Here is a 24,596-nt window from a genome sequence, read left to right as displayed (position 1 = left end):
GCCTGCCGCGGCCGCCAATCCCACAGGGTTGAGCCGGCCCCCGGGCTACACACTGTCCAGAAGACGGCGTGAGGTGAGCCGGCGTCATAAGCGTCGAGCACGGACGAAATTCTCAAAGGGGGGCCGACGGGTCCCCCTTTTTTATTGCCTGCGCGGCAGGAAATATCCCCGGGTCCTCAATAAATAAGTTTTGCGACTGATAACCTGTGGCAGAACCGGCCTGGGCTTTTCCAGTCTTAACTAAAGGCCCCCATCCGTAGTGAGGAATAGCATGAAATCGCGCATCTGGCGTTTGGCAGGTGTTGGTTTGCTGTGTGTGAGCGTCAGTGCGCAAGTGCTCGCCGATGAGCGCGATAACCGCAATGACGGCCGTGGCGGGCCCGATGGCGGCCAGCGCGGTGGCGAGTGGCACCCGGACAGGGGGCAGGGACGAGGCGAAAACCAGCAGCCGCGCCCGCAGACTGAAATCATTCGTGGCGACAACAGCCAGCAGTTCGAGCGCAACGTCCAGAACGGGCGCTGGCAGAACCACGGGCCGAATGATGACGGGCGGGGACGACTGGCACAGCCGTCCGCCAACCTGCCGATCCAGGGCCGCCCCGATACCGTCCGCCAGACCCAGGAGCCGCGCCAGGGTTATTACCAGGACATCCCGCGCCGTAACGACTACAACCAGCATTGGCAGGCCGGCGGTCGGGGCTCGCGTCTCTACGACTATCGCTGGCCGGGCCGTCCGGACGGCCGTGGCGACGGCTGGGGGGCTGGCCAGCAATATCGGCCGGGTTATGTGATCGATCGTTTTCCGGACCGGCATTACCGCGTGCCTTATCGCGGCCGGGACTATTACTTCTCCGGCGGCTATTGGTACCGCCCACAGGGGCCGCGCTACATAGTGGTGCGCCCACCCTACGGGATTCGCGTGGCCTACCTGCCGGACTACGCGCGCGAGGTGTGGATCGGCAGCGCGCTGTTCTTCCTGGCCGCGGGCGCCTACTACAGCTACGAGGCCAGTACCCAGCAGTACGTGGTGGTCGAGCCGCCGCAGGCCAGCCCGCCGCCGCAGGCCGGCAATGATTACAACGTGCTGGCCTACCCGGTCAGAGGGCAGAGTCCGCAGGAGATCAATCAGGATCGCTACGACTGTTATCGCTGGGCGGTGCAGCAGAGCGGCTTCGACCCGGCGGCGATGACCTACCCACCGGCGCCGGAAGTGGTCCAGACCTACCGCCAGGCCCAGGGCGGTTGCCTGAGCTCGCGCGGCTATCAGGTGACTTACTGAGCCCGGGCGGCCTGCACCACTTCCTGCGGGTCGGCGTGCACCAGCACCTCGGCCCGCGGATAGGCCGCATGAATCGCCTCGGCGGCCTGATCGCTGATGCCGTGGGCCACCGAAAGGGTCAACTCCCCGGGTAACTCCAGGTGTAGCTGCACGAACCAGTGGCTGCCGGAAATCCGCGTGCGCAGGTCATGGGCACCGAGCACCCCGGGCACGCTACAGGCCAGTTCCAGCATGTGCTGGCTGACCTCGGGCGGCAGTTCCTCGTCCATCAGCACCGCCACGCTTTCGCGGGCGATGTGGATTGCGCTCCACAGGATATAGACGGCAATCGCCAGGCCGAACCAGGCGTCCAGTTGCTGCCAGCCGAAACTGGCCAGCACCAGCGCCAGCAGGATGCTGCCGTTGAGCAGCAGGTCGGAGCGATAGTGCAGCGAATCGGCACGCACCGCGGTGGAGCCGGTTTCGCGGATCACCCGGTACTGCACCAGCAGTAGCGCCATGGTCAACGCCAGGGACAGCAGCATCACGCCGATACCGACCCAGGGCGCGCCCAGCGGTTCCGGGTTCTGCAGGCGCTCGACGGCCTGTACCCCGATCAGCACCGCGCTCACCGCGATGAACAGCGCCTGGGCCATGCCCGACAAGGACTCGGCCTTGCCATGGCCGTAGCGGTGATCGGCGTCGGCCGGGCGCAGGGCGTAATGCACGGCCAACAGGTTGAGGAACGACGCGGCGCCATCGAGCAGCGAGTCGGTGAGGCCCGCCAGCAGGCTGACCGAGCCACTCAGCCACCAGGCGATGGCCTTGGCCACGATCAGGATACTGGCCACCGCCAGCGAAGCGCGGGTGGCCAGGCGCAACAGGCGCGCGTGTTCCGGGTTACTGCTCATCAAGGCTTGTTCCTTCAAGAAACGCGAGTGTCAGGCGGCCGGTTGCAGACCGTACAGGGCCAGCTGCTGCGCGCTGCCCTTGTGCTGGATCAGGCGTGGATCGTCCAGCGGGAAGCTGCGGCCCAGCTCGCTTTCGAGGATAGCCTGCAACTTGTGGTTATCGACCTGGCCGTCGGCGCCTATGGCTTGCTGCAGCTTGTGCGGGTCGATCTGCGCGGTCTTGCCCGGTTCCAGGTAGATGGCGCCGGTGGCGAAGTCGACGCCAAAGGCGATCAGCCCCGGAATCACATAAAACAGCAGGCCCACGGCGTCGAGCACGGCTACCAGCGGGTCGATCTTGCCGTCGATCTGGCCGCGCCGGTCGGGGAAGAAGATCGAGCCGCAGGCGGTGAGCTGAGTCAGCAGGGTGGCAACCAGCACGCTACCTATGATGCGGAAAGGAATACCCATGTAAATCTCCTGAACAGACACGAAAGAGCAAGGCTGAAGCGTTGCCGGTATGAATTCAGACCGTGATTAACGCCAGGCAGTTCGCCGTTATACTCGCGCCTCTGTTTGGGAGCCAGTATGAATTCTTTGCCAATTGATGAAGTTTTACCCGCCCTGCGTGAAGCCCTGGCGACACGCCACGAGGCCGTGCTCGAAGCACCGCCCGGCGCCGGTAAGACCACCCGCGTGCCTTTGGCCCTGTTGAACGAACCCTGGCTGGCCGGACAACGCATTCTCATGCTCGAACCACGACGCCTGGCGGCGCGGGCGGCGGCCGAACGGCTGGCCAGCGAACTGGGGGAAAAGGTCGGCGAAACCGTGGGCTACCGGATTCGCCTCGACAGCAAGGTCGGCCCGAATACCCGCATCGAGGTGGTCACCGAGGGCATCCTGACCCGTCGCCTGCAGGATGATCCGGCGCTGGAAGGCGTCGGCCTGCTGATCTTCGACGAATTTCATGAACGCAGCCTCGACGCCGACCTGGCCCTGGCCTTGAGCCTCAATGGCCGCGATCTGTTCCGCGACGAGCAACCGCTGAAAATCCTTCTGATGTCGGCAACCCTGGAAGGCGAGCGTCTGGCCGGGCTGCTGGACGACGCGCCGATCCTGCGCAGCGAAGGCCGCATGTTCCCGGTCGATGTGCGCTGGGGACGGCCTTTCCAACCGGGCGAGTTCATCGAGCCGCGGCTGGTGCAGACCATTGTTGAAGCGCTGAACGATGAAAGCGGCAGCGTCCTGGTGTTCCTGCCGGGGCAGGCCGAGATCCGTCGGGTGCATCAGCAGCTGGTCGAGGCCGTGGGCGAGCGCTCGGAGATCCTGCTCTGTCCGCTGCACGGCGAACTGGACCTGATGGCGCAGCGCGCGGCCATCGAACCGGCTCCGCCCGGCAAGCGCAAAGTGGTGCTGGCGACCAATATCGCCGAGACCAGCCTGACCATCGACGGCGTGCGTGTGGTGGTCGATGCCGGGCTGGCGCGGGTGCCGCGTTTCGACCCGGGCAGCGGCATGACCCGCCTCGACACCCAGCGTATTTCCCGGGCCAGCGCCACCCAGCGCGCCGGTCGGGCCGGGCGCCTGGAACCGGGTGTGTGTTATCGCCTGTGGTCCCAGGACCAGCACGAACAGCTGGCGGCCTATGGCAGTGCGGAGATTCTCCAGGCGGACCTGGCGGGCCTGGCCCTGCAACTGGCGCGCTGGGGCGTGACGCCGACGCAACTGGTGTGGCTGGATGTGCCGCCCGGCGCGGCCTATGCCCAGGCCCAGGACCTGCTCGAACGCCTTGGTGCGCTGACGGCCAAAGCGGGTGAGGACTGGAAGCTGACGCCCCACGGCCAGGCAATGGCTGAGTTACCGGCCCATCCACGCATTGCCCATCTGCTGTTGCGCGGCCAGGCCCTGGGGCTGGCGAACATGGCCTGCGACGTCGCCGCCTTGCTCGGCGAGCGCGACATCCTGCGCGGCGGCGGTGCCGACCTGCATAGCCGCCTGGTGCTGTTGTCCGGCGAGGAGCGCGCGGCCCGTGGCGCCCAGGGCGGGGTGCAGCGGGCTCGGCAACTGGCCCGGCAGTACCGCGGTTATCTGCGCGGGCAGCCGAGCCAGGCGGTGGCGGACCCGGACCATCCGCGCTGGCTGGGCGCCTTGCTGGCGCTGGCCTATCCGGACCGGGTCGCCCAGCAACGCCGTCCCGGCGGTGCCGAGTACCGGCTGGCCAACGGCCGCGCGGCGCTGTTCAGCGAGACCGACAGCCTGATGAAGCAACCCTGGCTGGTGATCGCCGACCTGGGCAGTCGCCAGGGGCAGCGGGAAGAGCGCATCTACCTGGCGGCGGATTTCGATCCGGCGCTGTTCGACTCGGTCCTGGCCGAGCAGGTGCGTAGCGTCGATCAGCTTGATTGGGACGAGCGCGAAGGGGTGTTGCGGGCCGAGCGTCAGCGCAAGGTCGGTGAACTGGTGCTCAGCCGCGAGCCGTTGACCGGGCTGGACGAGGCAGCGCGGTGCCAGGCCCTGGTCAATCTGGTGCGGCGCAAGGGCCTGGAACTGTTGCCCTGGACCCCGGAGCTGCGCCAGTGGCAGGCCCGGGTGGCCTTGTTGCGCCAGCTCGATCTAGAGGCCAAGGACGAAAGCCAGTGGCCGGATGTCAGTGACGCGGCCCTGCTCAAGAGCCTGGAGAGCTGGCTGCTGCCGTACCTAGGCAAGGTTTCGCGCCTCAGCCACTTCGCCAACCTGGAGCTGGCCAGCATCGTCCACAACCTGCTGCCATGGCCATTGCCGCAGCGCCTGGACGAGCTGGCGCCGCATCACCTGAGGGTGCCGTCCGGCTCGTCGATCCGCCTCGATTACAGCGAGCAGCCACCGATTCTCGCGGTGCGCCTGCAGGAGTTGTTCGGCCTGGCGGAAACGCCACGGATCGCCGGTGGCCGGCAGGTGGTCAAGCTGCACCTGCTGTCCCCGGCACGGCGGCCGGTGCAGGTCACCCAGGACCTGGCGAACTTCTGGCGCAGCACCTACGCCGAGGTGAAGAAGGACCTCAAGGGCCGCTACCCGAAACACTACTGGCCGGATGATCCGCTGGTGGCCGAGGCCACGGCCCGCGCCAAACCGCGCAAGTAATCTAGGGCTACTGCGCGGCGGGCAACAGGAAGCGGGCGATCAGCGGCAGGTGGTCGGAAATGCGCAGGGTGTCGTCTTGCCGTACCTGGGCCTCGACCCGTTTGAGCCGCGGGCTGTGGAACAGATAGTCGACTGTGCGATCCGGGCCGCTCAGGGCCGGGTCGTTGGGGTAATGGGTCAGCCACAGGGCGCGGTCGATGCCGCTGGCTTCGTTGTTGGTGGGGATCATCGGGTACTTGTCCCAGAGCCTGTGCAACGCGCTATCGGCGGAATAGGGCGTGCGTTGCTCGGGGGCGAGCCGCTGGTACTGGCCCAGGGGCAGCAGATTGAAGTCTCCGCCGATCAGCCAGGGCGTGCCGCGGGCCTCGAAGCGGTCGAGGATCCTGCTTACCGCGTTCACCTGGGCTTGCAGGGTGTCGTCGGGTTTGGTCGCGCGGTCCAGGTGGGTGTTGAGCACCGCCATCTGTCCACCATCGCTCAAGGGCAGGTAGCTCACCAGCACGGCGTTTTTCGGCTGGAACTGGCGGCTGAGGAGATTGGCCTCGGGCACCGGCAATTGCAGGCGTTCGGCGTGTTCGATGCGATAGCGGCTCAAGGTCGCCAGTTGCCGGCCGACGCTGCCGAAGATGTGCGGGGAGGGGACGAAATCGGCCTTCCAGTCGAAGGCCTGGGTGCTGCAGGGATACAGATCGGTCAGGCGTTCCTGCAGCAACTTGAACTGGTCCTGGTAGTCGCTGGCCTTGGCGCTGTCGTCCAGTTCCTGCACCAGCACGATATCCGGCTGTTCATCGCGAATCACCCGGGCCACTTCATCCAGGCTGAAGGCCATGTCTTCCGGGGTCGGGCGCTCGTCCGGCCCCTGGGCCTGGTCGTTCCAGAACACGTAGCGCTTGCCCGCCAGGTACTGCAGGTTCCAGGTCATCACCTTCAGCGCCTGGCCCGGTACCAGGCTGGGCACCTTGCCCGTGCAGGCGACCGGCAGCGACTCCTTGGCGTCGGGGCGCCAGGTCAGGCTGTAGACCAGGGCTGACAACAGGCCTGCGCTGATCAGCAGGCCCAGGAGGATGAAGCGAAATGGACGGGGCATCGGCTCGGCTTATGGCGTTGCAAGATTGAGCCCGAGCATAACCGAGAGCGGGGCCGCGGCCCAAGGGGTAGAGCGGTCGGCCCCGGAGTCATTGCTTGTCAGGCAAATCGCCGATCAGCATGAACAGGCGGAACACCACCACGCTGGTGAACAACTGCAGGAAGCTGTGGGCGCTTTCGATCAGCAGCGATAGCATCGGCCCCGGCTCGGGATACACCGCCAGGCTGGCGCCCTTGAGCACCCACAGCGGGGCCATCACGGCCAGGATGCAGACCAGGATCCGCAGGAAGTGCCCGCGGGTCAGGCGGAAGCTTTCCTTGATCGCGGCCAGCGGTTGCAGGCCCTTGAGCACCAGCAGGTATTCGGCGAAGGCCAGGGTCACCATCAACCACAGCCCGGGCAGGAAGTACAGCGACAGGCCCAGCAGGATCAGCAGGGTGTTGATGGCGGTCAGCAGGGCAAAACGCGGCCACAGGCTGACAGTCGCGGCGAACAGGTCGCGGGCCAATGGCGATTCGCCACGGCTGCGGGCATCGAGAAACAGGATCAGCACCCCGGTGTACAGCGGGTAGATCAGCAGGCCGACGACCACGCTGTAGCCGGGAAAGGCCTCGGGGCCCAGCGAGCTGTCGACCGCTTGCTGCAGCAGCGCTTCGAGGACCACCAGCGGCAGGCACAGCTGGACGATGCGCCCCAGGTTGCGCTGGCAGAAGTACAGGGAGTCGCGCAGAACGGTTAATGGATTCATCAATGGTTATCGCAGATCACAAAAAGCGGTTGGACACTTTAACCGATGCGACCCCCGGGCGAGCAAACGTAAACCTTAGGTAAAGGCTATTGAAAGCCCGCTGGGCAGCCCCATTACTGGTTGCACCTTGTGCATGACAGGCAAGGCCCAGTTTTTTACCGGCAATCTAAAGAGGTCGCCATGAACAGCGAAGAGCAAACCCTGATCGATGGACTGTTTTCACGGTTGCAGCAAGCCGAGAAGGATTCAGCCCCGCGCGACGCCCAGGCCGAGGCGCGGATCAAGGAGCATCTGACCCGGCAGCCTGCCGCCGGGTATTTCATGACCCAGGCGATTCTGGTGCAAGAGGCGGCAATCAAGAGCCTCGACGAGCAGAACAAGCAACTCACCCAGCAGGTCCAGCAACTGCAGGCCGAACTGCAGCAGGCCAGATCCCAGGCTGCGGCACCGGCGCCCAGCAGTGGTGGCGGGTTTCTTTCGAGCATCTTCGGCAGCGGCTCCCGCGATCCGCAGCCGGCGCCTACGCAAAGCGCTCCGGCCTCGTCCGGCGGTGGTTGGCGCGAACCGGCGCGGCCGGCGTTCAACCCGCAGCCACAGCAGAACTTCGGCGCGCCGCAACAGGGCTATCCCCAGCAAAACTATGCCGCGCCACCCCAGCAGGCTCCGGCCGCGGCTGGCAGCAGCTTCCTCGGCGGTGCGCTGAAGACCGCCGCCGGCGTGGCGGGCGGCGTGATGCTGGCGCAAGGGCTCAGCAGCCTGTTCCACGGCAACCAGCAGCCGCAGGAAATCGTCGAAGTGATCAAGGAAGAACCGGCACCCGCCAGCGACAACGCGGGTGGCTGGGGCAATGACGAGCAGCGCATGGCCAACAACGACTCCTGGGGTAACAACGACCAGGGTGGCTTCAGCGATGCCGACTACGGCAACGACGACAGCTCGTTCTTTTCCGACGACGATTCCTTCGTCTGATCCGCCATCGGTCCGGAACGCCGTTGCGTCCCGGACCGATTATTCGCGGAACCTTCCTTCTGGCTGGCATACTGGGCGACTTTTCAGGGTTTGAGTCCCGGCCCAGTTCGCGCGCGTGAGCGCCATGAGGATAAGCGGTGAAAAAAATCGCTGTGTTCGCCGATGTCCAGAATCTCTATTACACCGTGCGCCAAGCCTATGGTTGTCACTTCAACTATGCCGCCCTGTGGGCCGATATCAGTCAACGCGGGCAGATAGTCGAGGCCTACGCCTATGCGATCGACCGGGGCGACAGCAAGCAGCAGCAGTTCCAGCAGATCCTGCGCAACCTGGGCTTCACGGTAAAACTCAAACCCTACATCCAGCGCAGCGACGGCTCGGCCAAGGGCGACTGGGACGTGGGCATCACCATCGACATCATGGACGCCGCCGCCCATGTCGACGAAGTGGTGCTGGCCTCCGGCGACGGCGATTTCGACCTGTTGCTCGAGCGCATCATCAACAAGCACGGCGTCGAAGCGGTTGCCTATGGCGTGCCGGGACTCACCGCCAATTCGCTGATTCGCGCGGCCACGCGCTACGTGCCGATCGAAGGCGCGCTACTGCTCAAAAGCTGAGCTGACTATTTTTTGTACGGAGCTGGACAGGTTTGGAACGCATCGCAGTCATCGACTTTGAAACCACCGGGATCTCCCCGAGCAGCAGTTGCCGGGCCACGGAAATCGCCGTGGTGATTCTTGAGCAGGGGCGCATCGTCGAGCGTTACCAGAGCCTGATGAATGCCGGTGTGCGGGTGCCGGCCTTTATCGAACAGCTGACCGGCATCAGCAACGCCATGCTGCGCGGCGCGCCGCCGGCCGAGCAGGTGATGAACGAGGTCAACGAGTTCGTCGGCACCACGCCGCTGCTGGCGCACAACGCCGCGTTCGACCAGAAGTTCTGGGACTATGAGCTTGGTCGGATCAAGCGCACCCGCTTGCAGAACTTCGCCTGTTCCCTGTTGCTGGCGCGACGGCTGATGCCGGCGGCGCCCAACCACAAGCTCGGCACCCTCACCACGTTCGCCAGCCTGCCCCATACCGGCCAGGCTCACCGGGCCATGGCCGATGCGGAAATGGCCGCCAACCTCACCGCGCACCTGGCGCTGGAGCTGCGGCAGAAACACGGGCTGCGCGAGCTGTCCCACGACTTCCTGTGCAAATTGCAGAAAGTGCCGGCCGCCAAGATCGGTGAACACCTCAAGCGCCATCGCGGCGCCTGACCCGCAATCCCTGTAGCCGCTGCCGAGCGACAGCGAGGCTGCGCACGACCGCGCAGCGGTCGTAAAACCGGGCACGGCGTTTCTCCAGGCGGATCGCGGACGCGGGTTTTGCGGCAACTGCGTTGCTGTTCGCAGCCTCGCTACGGCTCGGCAGCGGCTACAGATCAGCGCTGGCTGGGCTCACTTGCCGTTGCTCTCCAGATGCCCCAGCGGCACGCGCTGTTCGATGGCGCTGGAGAGCACGATCGAGGTCTTGCTGAACCCGAACTTCGCCACCCGGTTGATCAACTCTTCCAGTTCCGGCATCGAGCCGACGGCGGCGCGCATGATCACGCACGGATCGCCGGTAACCCGCTGGCATTCGGTGAGTTGCGGGATCCGGCTCAGTTCGTCGTAGGCCTTCTGATTACCGTGCTGGGCCATGCGCAGTTCGATCACGCACTGGATCGGCAGGCCGAGCTTGGCCAGGTCGACCTTGGCCTGGTAGCCGGTGATCACTCCGCTGGCTTCGAGTTTGGCCACCCGTTCGGCCACGGCCGGGGCGGAGAGGTTCACCTTGCGCGCCAACTCGGCGTAGCTCGCCCGGCCATTTTCCAGCAGGGCGGCGAGGAGCATGCGGTCATATTTGTCCATGATAAGGCTTCCAAACACAGCGACTTTCGAAAGCATGGGTTATAGCCAGAATCTCCATGTTTTGAAAAGTGTACTGCCGCTTTAAACAGGTTTTGTAGCTTAAGTTCCGTCGGCCGGCTTTCTAGAATAAGCCCTCTCCCTTGCCTGTTTTCGAGCTTCCCATGCCTGGCCTACGCCGTTTTCCCTTGCCCTTGATTGCCGCCTTTTTTGCGCTGTACGTGATCTGGGGCTCGACCTACCTGGTGATCCGTATCGGGGTCGAATACTGGCCGCCGCTGATGCTCGCCGGCATCCGTTTCGTCCTCGCCGGCAGCCTGATGTACGGCTTCCTGCGTTGGCGCGGGGCGCCGGCACCGACCTGGGCGCAATGGCGGGCGGCAGGGGTGATCGGCATCCTGCTGCTGAGCTGCGGTAATGGCGCGGTCACTGTCGCCGAACATATGGGCGTGGCGTCCGGAGTGGCGGCCCTGGCGGTGGCCACGGTGCCGCTGTTCACCCTGCTGTGCGGCTACTTCTGGGGCGCGCGCAACACCCGCCTGGAATGGGCCGGGATCGTCCTCGGGCTGATCGGCATCGCTATGCTCAACCTCGGTTCCAACCTGCAGTCGAGCCCGACCGGCGCGGCCCTGCTGGTGTTCGCGGCGGCAGCCTGGGCCTTCGGTTCGGTGTGGAGCAAACACCTGCCGTTGCCGCAAGGGGCGATGGCCAGTGCCGTCGAGATGCTGGTGGGCGGCGTGGTGCTGCTGATCGGCAGCTGGTTGAGCGGCGAGCAACTGGCCGCCGTTCCGCCGATCGAAGGCTGGGCAGCCCTGGCGTACCTGACCGGCTTCGGCTCGATCATTGCCTTCAACGCCTACATGTACCTGCTCAAGCATGTGCGTCCGGCGGCGGCCACCAGCTATGCCTACGTCAACCCGGCGGTGGCGGTGCTGCTGGGAATAGTGTTTGTCGGCGAGACCATTGGCCTGGAGGAGGCGCTGGCGATGGTGGTGATCATCAGCGCCGTGGTGTTGATCGGCCTGCCGCAATGGCGCAAGCCAAAAGCCGCCGCGATACAGGAAGAAGCCACGGCTTGAAGTGGCCTGTTGGCGCACGATCGAAAACGCCGGGCATTGCCCGGCGTTTTTGGTTCCAGCCTGTCGTGATCAGGCCGGGTTGAACAGCATCACCAGCGGTATCAGCGCCACGACGAAGGCCAGCATGAACAGCAGGCTGATCCCGGCAACGCGCCACAACGAGAAGAAAGGCCCCTTGCTGAGTTTGTGTTCGATGACAACCGGACCGAAGAGCTGGCGCGCGTAGGCGTTCATTGCAAAGAGCGGTGGCAGTACGAAGACCATGGCTGGAACGCTTTCCGGCAACACTCCGCCCAGCACCATCATCAGGACGAGCAGGCCGATGCCGACATACCAGGCCTTCTTCACTTCGCTTTCGCGACCGAGCGCCTTGAGGTTGGCGGCGATCATGTAGGACCCCGCCAGGGAAGTGCCGAGGAAGGTAGCAAGGCCGACGGCGTTGATGCTGTACAGGCGCAATGGCGCGGTCGCCGCCGGGGTCTGCAACTCGGCGGCCGGTGTCTGGAAGGGGTTGGGGGTATCCATACGGGTCAAGCTCCTGAATCTTCAAAGGTGCGATAGGGACAAAAGGGAGCCGGATTCTCCCCCGGCGCCTCAAGGTGCGTCCACTCACATTATCCGTGCTCGCCGCCTGCCGACCCGTAATGGCGGCATGCAGGCAACTCGTCAGCCCGAAAGAAACCCGCCTGAATTAGGGTAAACTGCCGCCCATTGCACACCTGCGCTGACTTTTTCCCTACGGTATCCCCATGACATTCGCCACTCTTGGCCTGATCGAACCCTTGCTGCGCGCCCTCGAAACGCTTGGCTACCAGACCCCGACACCGGTGCAGGCGCAAGCCATTCCGGCGGTGCTGGCCGGTCGCGACCTGATGGCCGCGGCCCAGACCGGCACCGGCAAGACCGCCGGCTTCGCCTTGCCGCTCCTGCAATCGCTGACCATGGAAGGGCCGAAAGTGGTCAGCAACTCGGTGCGCGCGCTGATCCTGGTGCCGACCCGCGAGCTGGCCGAACAGGTGCACGAGAGCGTGCGCCAGTACGCCGAGCACCTGCCGCTGAGCACCTACGCGGTATACGGCGGCGTCAGCATCAATCCGCAGATGATGAAGCTGCGCAAAGGCATCGACCTGCTGGTGGCGACCCCGGGTCGCTTGCTCGACCTGTACCGGCAGAACGCGGTGAAGTTCAGCCAGTTGCAGACCCTGGTGCTGGACGAAGCCGACCGCATGCTCGACCTGGGCTTCTCCGAAGAACTGAAGGACATCTACGCGGCACTGCCGAAAAAGCGTCAGACCCTGCTGTTCTCCGCGACCTTCTCCGATGCCATCCGCCTGTTGGCCGGGCAGATGCTCAATGACCCGCTGAGCATCGAAGTCAGCCCGCGCAACGTCGCCGCCAACACCGTCAAGCAATGGGTGGTGACGGTGGACAAGAAGCGCAAGCCGGAGCTGTTCAGCCACCTGCTGCGCAAGAACCGCTGGAAGCAGGTGCTGGTGTTCGCCAAGACCCGCAACGGCGTGGACGCGCTGGTGGAAAGGTTGCAGGGCCAGGGCGTGAATGCCGACGGCATCCATGGTGACAAGCCCCAGGCTACTCGTCAGCGTGCGCTGGACCGTTTCAAGGCCAGCGAGATCCAGATCCTGGTGGCCACCGACGTGGCGGCCCGTGGCCTGGACATCGAAGACCTGCCGCTGGTGGTCAACTTCGACCTGCCGATCGTCGCCGAGGATTACATCCACCGCATCGGCCGTACCGGCCGCGCCGGCTCCACCGGTGAGGCGATCTCGCTGGTCTGTGCCGATGAAGTGAACCTGCTGTCGGCCATCGAGATGCTGACCCGCCAGACCCTCAAGCGCCATGACGAGCCGGACTTCATCCCGGAACACCGGGTGCCGGAAACCGACGCCAGCGGCCAGGTGATCAAGAAGCCGAAAAAGCCGAAGAAACCCAAGACTTCCGGCGGTGGCGGCAAGCGCAACCTGGGCAAGTGGGTGGACAGCGGCGAAGTGGCCGAAGCCCCGGCGGTGAAACCGGTGCGCAAGGTGCCGGCGTTCAACACCGGGCCGCGCAAGCGCAAGCCGTAAGGCTGGCGAGCGATCAACACCGCTCGCTTCTGTAGCCGCTGGCGCAGCCTGCGATCGAGGGCGTAGTCCTCGCAAAACGAACGCCCCGGTTTTCCTGGAAAACCGGGGCGTTTGCTTTTACGCCGCTACGTTGGAGTGTCGCCCGGACCGAACTCAGGCTGCGCCAGCGGCTACACGAAAGGCCTCAGGCCTTTTCCCGCAACCACTCGATCATCCCCAACCCCGCCGCCCGCCCGCTGGCGAAACACGCGGTGAGCAGGTAGCCGCCGGTGGGCGCCTCCCAGTCGAGCATTTCTCCGGCGCAGAACACACCCGGCAATTGCTTGAGCATCAAGCGTTGGTCCATGGCTTCGAACGTCACGCCGCCAGCGCTGCTGATGGCTTCGTCCAGCGGCCGGGTTTTCACCAGGGTCAACGGCAGGGCCTTGATCGCCTTGGCCAGCAGCGCCGGGTCGGCGAAGCAGTCGGCGCTGGTCAGTTCACGCAAGAGCGCGGCCTTCACCCCGTCGATGCCTAGCTGGCTGTGCAGGTGCTTGGCCATGGAGCGTGAGCCCCGTGGCTTGCTCAGTGCGGCCTGGATCCGGTCATGGGGTTTGCCTGGCAGCAGGTCGATATGCACGGTGGCCGAGCCGTGGCGGTTGATGGCTTGCCGAATCGGTGCCGACAGCGCGTAGATCAGGCTGCCCTCGATCCCGGTGGTGGTGATCACGCATTCGCCGAGGCGGGGGATGTCGTCGTTCAGGCCGATGGCCACGTTCTTCAGCGGGGCGCCGGCGAACTTGCTGCGCAGCAGATCGCTCCAGTCCTGCACTTCGAACCCGCAGTTGCTCGGTTGCAGGGGCGCCAGTTGCACGCCGCGCTGTTCCAGCGGCAGCATCCAGGCTCCATCCGAACCCAGGCGTGCCCAGCTACCGCCGCCCAGCGCCAGCAGCAGGGCGTCGGTCTGAACCGACTTTTCGCCTTCCGGGCTGTGGATGCGCAGGCTGCCATCGACATTCCAGCCGAGCCAGCGATGGCGGGTGTGGATAACCACGCCGGCATCGCGCAGGCGCTTGAGCCAGGCACGCAGCAACGGCGCGGCTTTCATGTCGGTGGGGAACACCCGGCCCGAGCTGCCGACGAAAGTGTCGATGCCCAGGCCGTGAATCCATTGGCACAGGGCCTCGCTGCCGAACTCGCGCAACAGCGGGGCAATCTGCGGGGCCCGTTCGGCATAACGCGAGAGGAAGACCGGGTAGGCCTCGGAATGCGTGATGTTCATGCCGCCGACCCCGGCCAGCAGGAATTTGCGGCCCACCGATGGCATGCCGTCGTAGAGATCGACGCGGATGCCCGCCAGGCTCAGCACCTCGGCCGCCATCAAGCCGGCGGGGCCGCCACCGATAATGGCGACGTGATGGGGCAGGGTGGTGCTGGATAAGGTCATGGCGGGCGGCGGCGTGGCGGAATAAGCCAGGCATTCTACCCGAGGCAGGCCCGTCGCCAATGATTCATGCGTCCCGCAGCGGCTTATGCAGGGGCTGATCAAAAAGCGCTCAGTGCTCTGCAGGGCTTGTATGGCATAGCCTGCAGAAGCTTGCGCTCAGGTTATCCACAAGCGGCTCCACAGAGATTGGGGGTAAGGCACTCACATTTTCATGACCGTCCGATGAAGCCTTTTGTCGCCGCTGCCGTAGGCTGCGAAAGATCCGCAGGGCTTCCATTGGCATCACTATCAGCGCTCCCGCTTCGCAGTATTCAGCAGTGCTTACCGGGCTTGGTCAAAAAGTGATCGCCTGTCTGTAAGGTACAGCCAGCATGGCCTGCAGCCGCTTGCACTCAGGTTATCCACAAACGGCTCCACAGCCATTGTGGGTAAGGCGCCCAGCTTTCAGTGACAACCTGATGACGTCCACACCCGTTGCGCGCTGTGGTGGAGGATGCCGTGGCGCCGCGCCAGAGCCTGGCGATCCTTGCTGTAGCCGCCGCCGATCACCCCGAGCACCGGGATGTCGCGCCCCAGGCAATGGCGCATCACCTGTTCGTCGCGGGCGGCGACGCCCTGGTCGGTCAGCTTCAGGTAACCCAGGGCATCGTCCTTGTGTACATCCACCCCGGCGTCGTACAGCACCAGGTCTGGCTGGTACAGCGGCAGCAGGTAATTGAGGGCATCGTCGACCACCTTCAGGTAGTCGGCGTCGCCCATGCCCATGGGCAGGGGGATGTCCCAGTCGCTGGTGGCCTTGCGCGCCGGGAAGTTTTTTTCGCAGTGCAGCGAGACGGTCACGGCGTCCGGGGTATGTTCGAGAATCCGCGCGGTGCCGTCGCCCTGGTGCACGTCGCAGTCGAAGATCAGCACTCGGCCGACCCGCCCGGCTTCCAGCAGGTAATGGCTGATCACCGCCAGGTCGTTGAAGATGCAGAACCCCGCCGGGTGGTCGTAGTGGGCGTGATGGGTGCCGCCGGCCAGGTGACAGGCCAGGCCATGCTCCAGGGCCTGCTCGGCGGCCAGCAGCGAGCCGCCGACAGCGCGCACGGTGCGCCGGGCCAGGGCTTCGTTCCAGGGCAGGCCGAGGCGCCGTTGGTCTTCCCGCGACAACTCGCCGGCCATATAACGTTCGATATACCCAGGGTCGTGGGCCAGGGCGAGAATCTCCGTCGGGCACAGCTCCGGGCGCAGCAGGTCGGTATCGCGGGTCAGGCCGCTGTCCACCAGGTGGTCGCGCAGCAGGCGGAACTTGTCCATGGGGAAGCGGTGCTCCGCCGGGAACTCGGGGCTGTAGTCGTCGTGGTAGATCAGCGGCAGTGGCATGGCAATTTCATGTAGGAATCCGAAAAGGATCCTACCAGCGATGTAGACTGGCACGCATGGAAATGGAGGGGACGATGGAGCCGATACTGCAACTCGAAAGTGCTCGACTGCTGTTGCGCCAGTGGCGCGACGAGGATTTGCCAGCGTTTGCGGCGATGTGCGCCGATCCGCAGGTCATGCGTTACTTTCCGGCCCCCCTGAGCCGCCTGGAAAGCGCCGCGCTGATCGGTCGGATCCGTGGGCATTTCGCCGAGCACGGTTTTGGCACCTGGGCGCTGGAGCGCAAGGATACCGGGGCCTTCATCGGTTTTACCGGGCTGGGCGTGGTGGGCTTCGAGGCGCCGTTCACCCCGGCGGTGGAAATCGGCTGGCGCCTGGCGCGCGAACACTGGGGCCTGGGCTACGCCAGCGAAGCGGCCTGGACCGCGCTGCGTTGCGGCTTCGATCGCCTGGCTCTGAACGAGATCGTCGCCTTCACCACCACCAGCAACCTGCCGTCGCAGAAAGTCATGCAGGCCATCGGTATGCAACACGATGCGGACGACGATTTCGATCACCCAAAGCTCGGCAGCGAGCATCCGCTGCGTCATCATGTGCTGTATCGCATCAACCGCGAACAATGGTTGGAAACCTTGCATGGATAGCAGGTCGGGGGCATCTGGAGTGTGCCCATGTGTGTGAACCCGATTGAATCGACCGCGACAGCCAAGACTGCGCGGCATTGCTCTGTGTGAGGAGAGTCTGAATGAGCCACGTGTTGGATGATCTGGTCGACCTGTTGACCCTGGAACCGATCGAGGAAAACCTGTTTCGCGGTCGTAGCCAGGACCTGGGCTTCCGCCAGCTGTTCGGCGGTCAGGTGTTGGGCCAGTCCCTGTCCGCGGCCAGCCAGACTGTCGAAGAGGCGCGCCATGTGCATTCGCTGCACGGTTACTTCCTGCGTCCGGGCGATGCGGCGTTGCCGGTGGTGTACCAGGTCGACCGGGTGCGCGATGGCGGCAGCTTCAGCACCCGCCGGGTAACGGCGATCCAGAAGGGCAACCCGATCTTCACCTGCAGCGCTTCGTTCCAGTACGACGAGGAAGGCTTCGAGCACCAGGACACCATGCCCCAGGTGGTCGGCCCGGAAAACCTGCCGTCGGAGCTGGAGATCACCCAGCAGCGCGCGCACCTGATCCCGGAGCACATGCGCGAAAAACTGCTGTGCCCCAAGCCCATCGAAGTGCGCCCGGTGACCGAGAAAGACCCCTACAACCCGCAGCCGGCGGACCCGATCAAATACGTCTGGTTCCGCGCCGACGGCGAGCTGCCGGACATTCCCGCGCTGCATAAATACCTGCTGGCCTACGCCTCGGACTTCGGCCTGCTGACCACCTCAATGCTGCCCCACGGCAAATCGGTGTGGCAGAAGGACATGCAGGTCGCCAGCCTCGACCATGCGCTGTGGTTTCATGCCGACCTGCGCGCCGACGACTGGCTGCTGTATGCCATGGACAGCCCGTGGGCCGGCAATTCCCGTGGTTTCTCCCGTGGCAGCGTGTTCAACCGCGCCGGCCAGTTGGTGGCGTCGGTGACCCAGGAAGGCCTGATCCGCCATCGCAAGGACTGGGCATGAGCCTGGCCGAGGTGCGTCATTGGGTGTTCGACATGGACGGCACCCTGACGGTGGCCGTGCATGATTTCGCGGCCATCCGCGAAGCGCTGGGGATTCCACCGGAGCACGACATCCTGACCCACCTCGCGGCCTTGCCCGCCGCCGAAGCCGCGGCGAAACACGCCTGGCTGCTGGAACACGAGCGCGACCTGGCCCTGGGTTCGCGTCCGGCGCCGGGGGCGGTGGAACTGGTGCGGGAGCTGGCGGCGCGGGGCTATCGGCTGGGCATCCTGACCCGCAATGCGCGGGAGCTGGCCCATGTCACCCTGGAGGCCATCGGCCTGGCCGACTGCTTTGCCGTCGAGGACGTGCTGGGGCGCGACGAAGCCCCGCCCAAACCTCACCCGGGCGGCTTGCTGAAACTGGCCGCGGCCTGGGAGGTGGCGCCCGCTGAGATGGTGATGGTCGGCGACTACCGCTTCGACCTCGACTGCGGTCGCGCGGCGGGCACCCATACGGTGCTGGTGAACCTGCCGGATAACCCGTGGCCGGAACTGGCCGACTGGCACGCCGAGGATTGCAGCGTTCTACGGCGGATGGTGTTGGCTTGAAACGCTTCGCGGGCAAGCCTCGCTCCTACGGATCTGCGGTGTAGCCCTCTGCCGGGTACGACAACGAACCTGTAGGAGCGAGGCTTGCCCGCGATAGCGTCATTGCTGATTTCACCGTGCCTACTTGCCGAACAACGCCTTCTGCCCCTCGGGCGAGGTGAACATCTTGTCGCCGTCATGCCCGACCCCGGGCACTTCGACCAGTTGCTGTTGCAGTCCTTGCGGATGGCGCTGTTTCAGGTAGTCGAAGTAATTGTGCCCGCGAATCAACCGGTAGGCGCCCTGGGCCTCGGCGGCGCAGCTGGTGTCCAGCGCCGGGTGGTGCGGGTCGGTGTCCTGTTTGCCCAGCAGGTAGGTGATATCGCGTTTGACGTAGCGCTGTTCCAGTTGCTGCGCGGTCTGGCCGGCGGCGTAGGCAGGCAGCTTGAGCAGGCCGTACTTCCAGTGGTTGAAACCGGGGCACGCGCTGGCGTCGACCTTCACCGGGCGCTGCTCGTCGAAATAGGCATAGGACGATGGGTTGGCGATGACGTAGCGCAGTTTGATGCCGTCATCCTCCAGGCCCGGATGATGCTGGCCGAGCAGGGCAAAACGCTGCACTACCTGGGCGCCACCGGAGTGGCCGGCGATGACGATCTCGGTCAGGGCCGGAAACTGCTGGCGATCGCTCAGCCGCGTGATGATCGCGTCCAGCACCGCATAAGAGCTTTGTGGCTTGGGCCCGCTGGACGGCTCGCCGGCCATCCAGTCATTGCCCTGCCAGCGCAGCAGCGAGTCGGGTAGCTGGTGGCGCTCGATATCGCTCTGATTGAGAAACTGCGGGGCGATCACCAGGGTGGCCGCGCTTTGCCCGGCCTGGTTGGCGACCTGTTCGGCGCTGTGCAGGTAGGTCTGGGCGTTGCGCAGGCGCCCGTGGACGATGATCAGTGCCCGCTGGATCTCAGGCAGCGGCTGCTGCCAATCCTGACTCAGGCCGATGGCCAGTTCGCCGCCTTTGAGGTTCAGCCGCGCGGGGCTGATCGTCTTGACGCCATTTTCTGCTGCCTGCGCGCCGGCGCAGATCATCCATAACGTGAGCAGCACCAGTGCCCGGCGCATTACAGACTCTTCGCCGCGAAGGTATCGCACTGGCCGACTTGGCCCTGAGTGAAGCCTGCCTTGAACCAGCGCACCCGTTGCGCCGAGCTGCCGTGGGTAAAGGAGTCCGGTACCACGCGGCCCTGGCCTTGCTGTTGCAGGCGGTCGTCACCGATGGCGTTGGCGGCGTTCAGGGCTTCTTCGATATCCCCCGGCTCCAGCCAGTTCAGGCGTTTCTGCGCATGGTTGGCCCAGACGCCTGCCAGGCAGTCGGCTTGCAGTTCCTGGCGCACCAGCAGGCCGCCGTCGCCTTCCATCTGCCGGCCCTGTTGGCGGGCGGCCTGGATCTTCGCCGAGACGCCGAGCAGGGTCTGTACGTGGTGACCGATTTCGTGGGCGATCACGTAGGCCTGGGCGAAGTCACCGGCGGCCGAGAAGCGCTGGTCCATTTCGCGGAAGAAGTCCATGTCCAGGTACACCTGCTGGTCGGCCGGGCAATAGAAGGGGCCGGTGGCGGAGGTCGCCGAGCCGCAGGCGGAATTCACCCGGCCACGGAACAGGATGAGCTTGGGTTGCTGGTAGGAGCGTCCGGCCTGCTGGAAGATCTGGCCCCAGGTGTCTTCGGTATCGCCCAGGATCGAGCGCACGAATTCCGCCTGCTCGTCGTTGGCCGGCGGCGCCTGGCGGGTCTGCTGGGTGGTGGCGGGCGCCGAGGACTGATCCATCTGCCCGACGAGTTGCCCGAGGATTTGCAGCGGGTCCTGGCCGGTGACCCAGCCGATGCCGACAATCAGGATGACGGCGGTCAGGCTCAGGCCCTTGCCGCCACCAAAGCGCAGACCGCCACCGCCCCCACCACCACTGTCATCGCGAGCATCCACCACGTTGTCGCTGCGCCGTCCTTTCTTCCAAAGCATGGGTGAACCCTCGTCTTATTTGCTGATCAGTGTTGCTGGTGAGTAGAGCTGACGCCAGTCCGGTCGTCAGCCATTTGCATGCACGCTACCATTGCCCGCAGCCGCATCGATCCTATTGCGACACATCCGGGGCCTCCTTTGAACATCGATACCCGTATCAAATTCCGTCACCTCGTATGTTTTCTTGAAATGTCTCGTCAGGGCAGCCTGGCGCGGGCGGCGGATGTGCTCGCGGTGAGCCAGCCGGCGATGTCGAAAACCCTCAAGGAACTGGAAGAGCTGCTCGACACCCGGCTGTTCGCCCGGAGCAAGGCCGGGCTCAGCCTGACCGAGGCGGGAATGGCTTTTCTGCGTTACGCCGGGCCCTCGGTGCAGGCCCTGCGCGAGGGGGTGAACACCTTGCGCGGCGGTGAATATGCCGCCGGTGTGGTACGCCTGGGTGTGCTCTCGACCGCCGAAAGCCTGCTGCTGCCGGAGGTGGTGCGGCGCCTGCACGAACGGCATTCGGCGCTGGTGGTGAGTGTGGTCACCGGCCCCAGCGCCTATCTGCTGTCGCAGTTGCGGGTCGGCGATGTCGACTTGGTGGTCGGGCGCATGACGGACAGTCCGCAGATCCAGGGCCTGAGCTTCGAGCATCTGTACAGTGAGTCCATGACTCTGGTGGCGCGCCCCGATCATCCGTTGCTGAACGGGCCATTGAACCGGCATGCGCTGGAGCAGTACCCGCTGGTGCTGCCGCTGGCCGGCACCACCATCCGCAAGTTCGCCGACAGCCTGTTCGTGCAGTGCGGCATCAGCCAGTCGCGCCAGCGCCTGGAAACCCTCTCAGTGGCCCTGAGCCGGCGCTATGCGCTGTCCAGCGATGCACTGTGGATCGCCCCGCTGGATGCGGTACGCCTGGACCTGGCCAATGGCGAGCTGCGCGAGATCGACCTCGGGCAGCGCGAGCCGGGTGGCTCGGTGGGCATCTCCAGCAATGCCAGCCTGCCGCTGTCGCTGGCGGCGCAATGGTGCGTCGAGGTGCTGCGGGAGGTTGGGCAAGCCTATCGCGAGGGGCGTTATCCATAACCTCTTGGTTATGTATGGGAGAAGCCTTTTCAATATTCGTCGGGCTGCTGTTGTTTGAAACTGCGTGGGCTGCGCTCCATAAATCAAACAACAGGAGATCGACATGTCTGATGCAGACAGCAGTCGTTTCGTTATCCGTGACCGTAATTGGCATCCCAAGGCCCTGACCCCCGACTACAAGACCTCCGTGGCCCGTTCGCCGCGCCAGGCGCTGGTGAGCATCCCGCAATCGCCGAGCGAGACCAGTGGCCCCGATTTCTCCCATCTGAAGACCGGGCGTTTCGATAACGACCTGCTGCTCAACTTCAATAACGGCGGCTTGCCGGTGGGCGAGCGAATCATCGTTGCCGGTCGGGTCTGCGATCAGTACGGCCAGCCGATTCCCCACACCCTGGTGGAGATGTGGCAAGCCAACGCCGGTGGTCGCTACCGGCACAAGAACGACCGCTACCTGGCGCCCCTGGATCCGAATTTCGGCGGCGTCGGCCGGGCCCTGACCGACCGTGACGGCTACTACAGCTTCCGCACCATCAAGCCCGGTCCTTACCCATGGCGCAACGGCCCGAACGACTGGCGCCCGGCGCATATCCATTTCTCCATCAGCGGGCCCTCGATCGCCACGCGGTTAATCACCCAGCTGTATTTCGAAGGCGACCCGCTGATTCCGCTGTGCCCGATCGTCAAGTCGATCGCCAACCCGGACGCGGTGCAGAGCCTGATCGCGCGCCTGGACATGAGCAGCGCCAACCCGATGGACTGCCTGGCCTATCGCTTCGACATCGTGTTGCGCGGCCAGCGCAAAACCCACTTCGAGAATTGCTGAGGAGCCTGCCATGCCTATCCAATTGCTGCCTGAAACCCCCTCGCAAACGGCCGGCCCTTACGTGCACATCGGCCTGGCGCTGGCTGCCGCGGGCAACCCGACCCGCAGCGACGAGATCTGGAACCGGATGGCCGGACCCGATGCCCAGGGGGAAAAGATCCTGCTGATCGGCCACGTGTATGACGGCAACGGCCACCTGGTGCGCGACTCGTTCCTCGAGTTCTGGCAAGCCAACCACGAGGGCGTCTACGACCCGTTGTTCGATTCGGAGAAAGCCTTCAACAGCTTCGGGCGCACGGCCACCACTTTCGATGCCGGCGAGTGGACGCTGCACACCATCAAGCCGGGCGTGGTGAAGAATGCTGTCGGGGTGCCGATGGCGCCGCATATCAACGTGGCGCTGTTCGCCCGGGGGATCAACATCCACCTGCACACCCGCCTGTATTTCGCCGACGAAGCCGAAGCCAACGCCGCCTGCCCGGTGCTGAACCTGATCGAGCAGCCGCAACGGCGCGACACCCTGCTGGCCCATCCCTGTGAGGTGGACGGGCAGCGGGCGTACCGGTTCGATATCCGCATCCAGGGGGAAGGGGAGACGGTGTTCTTCGATTTCTGATCCGCCATCCGGGCACATCGCGGTGTAGGTTTGCGTCTCCTGCGGAGACGATCGCAGCCTCGCGGGGCTCGGCAGCGGCTACAGGAGCCACGTGCTTCCTGTAGCCGCTGGCGCAGCCTGCTATAAGCCCGGGCCACGCTGGTCGAAGGGCCTTCAAGCGATCTCAAGAACCACACTCTTTTCGAGGTTGATTGCCGCCTTATTCATAAGCGCTGGCCCCGGCGATGTGCCGACCGGCGATATAGCCGAAGGTCAGCGCCGGGCCGAGATTGATACCGCCGGCGGGGTAGTGGCCGCCCATGATGCTGGCCATGTCGCTACCGGCGGCGTACAGGCCGGCGATGGCCTGGCCCTGGCCGTCGAGCACCTGGGCGTGGGGATTGACCTTGAGCCCGGCGAAGGTGCCGAAGCAGCCCGGCTGGACTTTCACCGCGTAGAACGGCCCCTGCTCGATGGGCGCCACGCACGGGTTGGGTTGCTGGCGCGGGTCACCCTGCTTGCGGTTGTAGGGCGTCGAGCCTCGGCCGAACTGCGGGTCGTGGCCTTGTCGGGCATGCCGGTTGTATTCCGCCAGGGTGGCGCGCAGGCCGTCCGCATCGATGCCGCAGGCCTGGGCCAGCGCCTCGATGCTGTCGCCGCGTTTCAGGTAGCCACTGCGGATAAAGGGCGCCAGCGGCACGGGGAAGGGCCGGGAGATGCCCAGGCCATACAAGCGCTGGAACCTGTGGCTGCAGATCAGCCACGACGCCACTTCTTCGCCCTCGGGGGCCGCCGCGACCATCGCCCGCACATAGTCGTAGTAACCGTCGGCTTCGTTGACGAAGCGCTGGCCGTTGCGCAGGACACCGATGATCCCCGGTTTGCCACGCTCGATGATGTGCGGGAAATGCCCGCGGCTGCCGTCCTTGTAAGGCACCGCGGAAACCGGGGCCCAGGCCACGGGCGATGCCATGTCGGTATCGACCCGGGCGCCGACGCTTTCCCCCAGGCGCAAGCCGTCGCCCGAGACCGCCAAGGGTGGCAGGGCCAGATGCTCGTGGCCGGTGGGCGTGCGTGGGAACAGCGCTTTGCGCCGCTCGATGTCGTTGGGGAAACCGCCGGCCGCCAGCACCACCGCTTTGCGGGCGCGGATCCGAATGGGGCCCCGGCTGGCGATGCTGACAATCGCCCCCGTCACCGCGTCGCCGTCGCGCAGCAGCTCGGCGACCGGCGCCGATTCCCAGAGCAGCACGCCAAGGTCCTCCGCCGACTTGGCCAGGCGCGCCACCAATGCCACGCCATTGACCAGTTGCAGGGCGCGGCGGTGAGTGACGAGGTCGCGCAGGTGGCGGCCGAAGCGCTTGCTCACATGCCAGGCCGCCGGCAGCGAACGGCTCAGGTTGAGGAACGCCGCAAGGTCGGCGCCGGCCATGATCGGCATGCCCATGAACGAGGTTTCGCGCAGGGTCTTGCGCAGGCGCTTGAGCAGTTTGCCGACCTCGCGCCCATCGTAGGGCGCGGCGATCACCGAGCGTCCGCCGGTGCCGGCGCCCGGCGTATCGCCGTGGATATCGGCGATGGCGTTGCCGTCGGCGAATTGCAGCGCGGTATGGCGCTCGAAGAACGACACCATGCGCGGGCCGGCTTCGAGGAAGGCGTCGATCAGTGCTGGCTGGTAGCGTTCGCCCAGTTCGTGTTTCAGGTAGGTGCGCGGCAGTTCCACGTCCTCGACTATGCCGGCCCGTCGCGCCAGCGGGTTGCACGGCACCCAGGCCCAGCCGCCGGACCAGGCGGTGGCGCCGCCGAACACCGGGTCTTTCTCCACCACTATGACCTTCAGGCCATGCCAGGCCGCGGTCACGGCCGCCGAGAGGCCGGCGGCGCCGGAGCCGACGACCAGCACGTCGCAATCGATATCGGGGTGGTGCGGGGAGGCGGTGGCAGGCATGGAAGAAGCAACTCCGTTAAACGAACAGTTATTATTTTTGGAACTT

At 65.2% G+C, this 24,596-nt stretch carries 24 protein-coding genes; 13 read left to right on the top strand and 11 right to left on the bottom strand.

The annotated features are described in order from the left end of the window. The first annotated feature begins 271 nt into the window (after window positions 1-271). Entirely contained in the window at window positions 272-1,279 is a 1,008-nt protein-coding gene (locus tag C4K38_RS28115) for a DUF6515 family protein (RefSeq protein ID WP_053281057.1), read from the top strand. Here the strand turns inward: C4K38_RS28115 and C4K38_RS28110 are convergent. Together C4K38_RS28110 and C4K38_RS28105 are read right to left on the bottom strand one after the other, a co-directional pair. Further along, window positions 1,273-2,169 (bottom strand): cation diffusion facilitator family transporter, encoded by an 897-nt coding sequence (locus tag C4K38_RS28110; protein WP_053281056.1) that lies wholly within the window; start codon window positions 2,167-2,169, stop codon window positions 1,273-1,275. The genes C4K38_RS28115 and C4K38_RS28110 overlap by 7 nt on opposite strands. Before the next feature lie 30 nt (window positions 2,170-2,199). Further along, the gene (locus C4K38_RS28105) at window positions 2,200-2,619 is read right to left on the bottom strand and encodes a periplasmic Zn2+ metallochaperone PmcY (protein WP_053281055.1); all 420 of its coding nucleotides are present in this window, start codon (window positions 2,617-2,619) and stop codon (window positions 2,200-2,202) included. A 117-nt stretch (window positions 2,620-2,736) separates the two neighbouring features. Between C4K38_RS28105 and hrpB the strand changes: the two genes are divergently transcribed. Further along, on the top strand, window positions 2,737-5,268 hold the full coding sequence (gene hrpB, locus C4K38_RS28100) for an ATP-dependent helicase HrpB (protein ID WP_053281054.1): 2,532 nt from the start codon (window positions 2,737-2,739) through the stop codon (window positions 5,266-5,268). A 7-nt stretch (window positions 5,269-5,275) separates the two neighbouring features. Here the strand turns inward: hrpB and C4K38_RS28095 are convergent, their stop codons facing one another. Beyond that, window positions 5,276-6,355, bottom strand: coding sequence for an endonuclease/exonuclease/phosphatase family protein (locus C4K38_RS28095; RefSeq protein ID WP_053281053.1), 1,080 nt, complete (start codon window positions 6,353-6,355; stop codon window positions 5,276-5,278). A gap of 88 nt (window positions 6,356-6,443) precedes the next feature. Next, the gene (locus tag C4K38_RS28090) at window positions 6,444-7,103 is read right to left on the bottom strand and encodes a DUF7847 domain-containing protein (RefSeq protein ID WP_053281052.1); all 660 of its coding nucleotides are present in this window, start codon (window positions 7,101-7,103) and stop codon (window positions 6,444-6,446) included. A 180-nt stretch (window positions 7,104-7,283) separates the two neighbouring features. Between C4K38_RS28090 and C4K38_RS28085 the strand changes: the two genes are divergently transcribed. The 3 genes from C4K38_RS28085 (at window position 7,284) to C4K38_RS28075 (ending at window position 9,333) form a co-directional block, all read left to right on the top strand. Further along, a complete protein-coding gene (locus C4K38_RS28085) occupies window positions 7,284-8,072 on the top strand; it encodes a DUF2076 domain-containing protein (protein WP_025807645.1) in 789 nt (262 codons plus the stop codon). Between the two features lie 137 nt (window positions 8,073-8,209). After that, window positions 8,210-8,689: an NYN domain-containing protein gene (locus C4K38_RS28080; protein ID WP_023969253.1), complete on the top strand. Its 480-nt coding sequence runs from the start codon at window positions 8,210-8,212 to the stop codon at window positions 8,687-8,689. A gap of 32 nt (window positions 8,690-8,721) precedes the next feature. After that, a complete protein-coding gene (locus tag C4K38_RS28075) occupies window positions 8,722-9,333 on the top strand; it encodes a 3'-5' exonuclease (RefSeq protein WP_053281051.1) in 612 nt (203 codons plus the stop codon). 180 nt (window positions 9,334-9,513) lie between these two features. On the opposite strand, the gene C4K38_RS28070 is transcribed toward C4K38_RS28075, so the two are convergent. Further along, complete coding sequence (locus tag C4K38_RS28070) at window positions 9,514-9,966, bottom strand: Lrp/AsnC family transcriptional regulator (protein WP_025807641.1); 453 nt, start codon at window positions 9,964-9,966, stop codon at window positions 9,514-9,516. A 161-nt stretch (window positions 9,967-10,127) separates the two neighbouring features. Between C4K38_RS28070 and yedA the strand changes: the two genes are divergently transcribed. Beyond that, window positions 10,128-11,042, top strand: a complete 915-nt coding sequence (gene yedA / locus C4K38_RS28065) for a drug/metabolite exporter YedA (protein ID WP_025807639.1) — start codon at window positions 10,128-10,130, stop codon at window positions 11,040-11,042. 69 nt (window positions 11,043-11,111) lie between these two features. Here the strand turns inward: yedA and C4K38_RS28060 are convergent, their stop codons facing one another. Then, complete coding sequence (locus C4K38_RS28060) at window positions 11,112-11,567, bottom strand: hypothetical protein (RefSeq protein WP_053281050.1); 456 nt, start codon at window positions 11,565-11,567, stop codon at window positions 11,112-11,114. Between the two features lie 224 nt (window positions 11,568-11,791). Here C4K38_RS28060 and rhlE1 point away from each other — a divergent pair, with 224 nt between their 5' ends. Continuing rightward, window positions 11,792-13,126 carry an RNA helicase RhlE1 gene (gene rhlE1, locus C4K38_RS28055; RefSeq protein ID WP_053281049.1) on the top strand — a complete coding sequence of 445 codons (1,335 nt, stop codon included), beginning with the start codon at window positions 11,792-11,794 and terminating at the stop codon, window positions 13,124-13,126. 184 nt (window positions 13,127-13,310) lie between these two features. On the opposite strand, the gene C4K38_RS28050 is transcribed toward rhlE1, so the two are convergent. Further along, a complete protein-coding gene (locus C4K38_RS28050; RefSeq protein WP_053281048.1) occupies window positions 13,311-14,552 on the bottom strand; it encodes a TIGR03862 family flavoprotein in 1,242 nt (413 codons plus the stop codon). A 444-nt stretch (window positions 14,553-14,996) separates the two neighbouring features. Beyond that, window positions 14,997-15,917, bottom strand: coding sequence for a histone deacetylase family protein (locus C4K38_RS28045; RefSeq protein ID WP_053281047.1), 921 nt, complete (start codon window positions 15,915-15,917; stop codon window positions 14,997-14,999). Between the two features lie 74 nt (window positions 15,918-15,991). Here C4K38_RS28045 and C4K38_RS28040 point away from each other — a divergent pair, with 74 nt between their 5' ends. From C4K38_RS28040 to C4K38_RS28030, 3 genes are all read left to right on the top strand, one after another. After that, window positions 15,992-16,561 carry a GNAT family N-acetyltransferase gene (locus C4K38_RS28040; RefSeq protein ID WP_023969471.1) on the top strand — a complete coding sequence of 190 codons (570 nt, stop codon included), beginning with the start codon at window positions 15,992-15,994 and terminating at the stop codon, window positions 16,559-16,561. A 101-nt stretch (window positions 16,562-16,662) separates the two neighbouring features. Further along, a complete protein-coding gene (gene tesB / locus C4K38_RS28035) occupies window positions 16,663-17,532 on the top strand; it encodes an acyl-CoA thioesterase II (protein WP_009050999.1) in 870 nt (289 codons plus the stop codon). After that, the gene (locus C4K38_RS28030; RefSeq protein ID WP_009050998.1) at window positions 17,529-18,122 is read left to right on the top strand and encodes an HAD family hydrolase; all 594 of its coding nucleotides are present in this window, start codon (window positions 17,529-17,531) and stop codon (window positions 18,120-18,122) included. Before tesB ends, C4K38_RS28030 begins: the two co-directional genes overlap by 4 nt. A 120-nt stretch (window positions 18,123-18,242) precedes the next feature. Here the strand turns inward: C4K38_RS28030 and C4K38_RS28025 are convergent, their stop codons facing one another. Both C4K38_RS28025 and ypfJ read right to left on the bottom strand, forming a co-directional pair. Next, a complete protein-coding gene (locus C4K38_RS28025; protein ID WP_053281046.1) occupies window positions 18,243-19,220 on the bottom strand; it encodes a hypothetical protein in 978 nt (325 codons plus the stop codon). Beyond that, window positions 19,220-20,116, bottom strand: coding sequence for a KPN_02809 family neutral zinc metallopeptidase (gene ypfJ, locus C4K38_RS28020; RefSeq protein WP_053281045.1), 897 nt, complete (start codon window positions 20,114-20,116; stop codon window positions 19,220-19,222). Before ypfJ ends, C4K38_RS28025 begins: the two co-directional genes overlap by 1 nt. Window positions 20,117-20,254: 138 nt before the next feature. On the opposite strand from ypfJ, the gene pcaQ reads away from it, so the two are divergent. The 3 genes from pcaQ (at window position 20,255) to pcaG (ending at window position 22,623) form a co-directional block, all read left to right on the top strand. Next, window positions 20,255-21,184, top strand: coding sequence for a pca operon transcription factor PcaQ (pcaQ, locus tag C4K38_RS28015; RefSeq protein ID WP_053281044.1), 930 nt, complete (start codon window positions 20,255-20,257; stop codon window positions 21,182-21,184). Window positions 21,185-21,287: 103 nt separating this feature from the next. Beyond that, a complete protein-coding gene (gene pcaH / locus C4K38_RS28010) occupies window positions 21,288-22,007 on the top strand; it encodes a protocatechuate 3,4-dioxygenase subunit beta (RefSeq protein ID WP_053281043.1) in 720 nt (239 codons plus the stop codon). Window positions 22,008-22,017: 10 nt separating this feature from the next. Further along, a complete protein-coding gene (pcaG, locus tag C4K38_RS28005) occupies window positions 22,018-22,623 on the top strand; it encodes a protocatechuate 3,4-dioxygenase subunit alpha (protein WP_053281042.1) in 606 nt (201 codons plus the stop codon). Between the two features lie 199 nt (window positions 22,624-22,822). Here the strand turns inward: pcaG and C4K38_RS28000 are convergent, their stop codons facing one another. Next, on the bottom strand, window positions 22,823-24,550 hold the full coding sequence (locus tag C4K38_RS28000; protein WP_053281041.1) for an FAD-dependent oxidoreductase: 1,728 nt from the start codon (window positions 24,548-24,550) through the stop codon (window positions 22,823-22,825). Window positions 24,551-24,596: the final 46 nt, after the last annotated feature.

This window comes from Pseudomonas chlororaphis subsp. piscium (assembly GCF_003850345.1).
GTDB classification, from domain to species: domain Bacteria; phylum Pseudomonadota; class Gammaproteobacteria; order Pseudomonadales; family Pseudomonadaceae; genus Aquipseudomonas; species Aquipseudomonas piscium.
The sequence above is the reverse complement of the archived record's forward strand: the minus strand, read 5'-3'. Positions and strand labels throughout refer to the sequence as shown.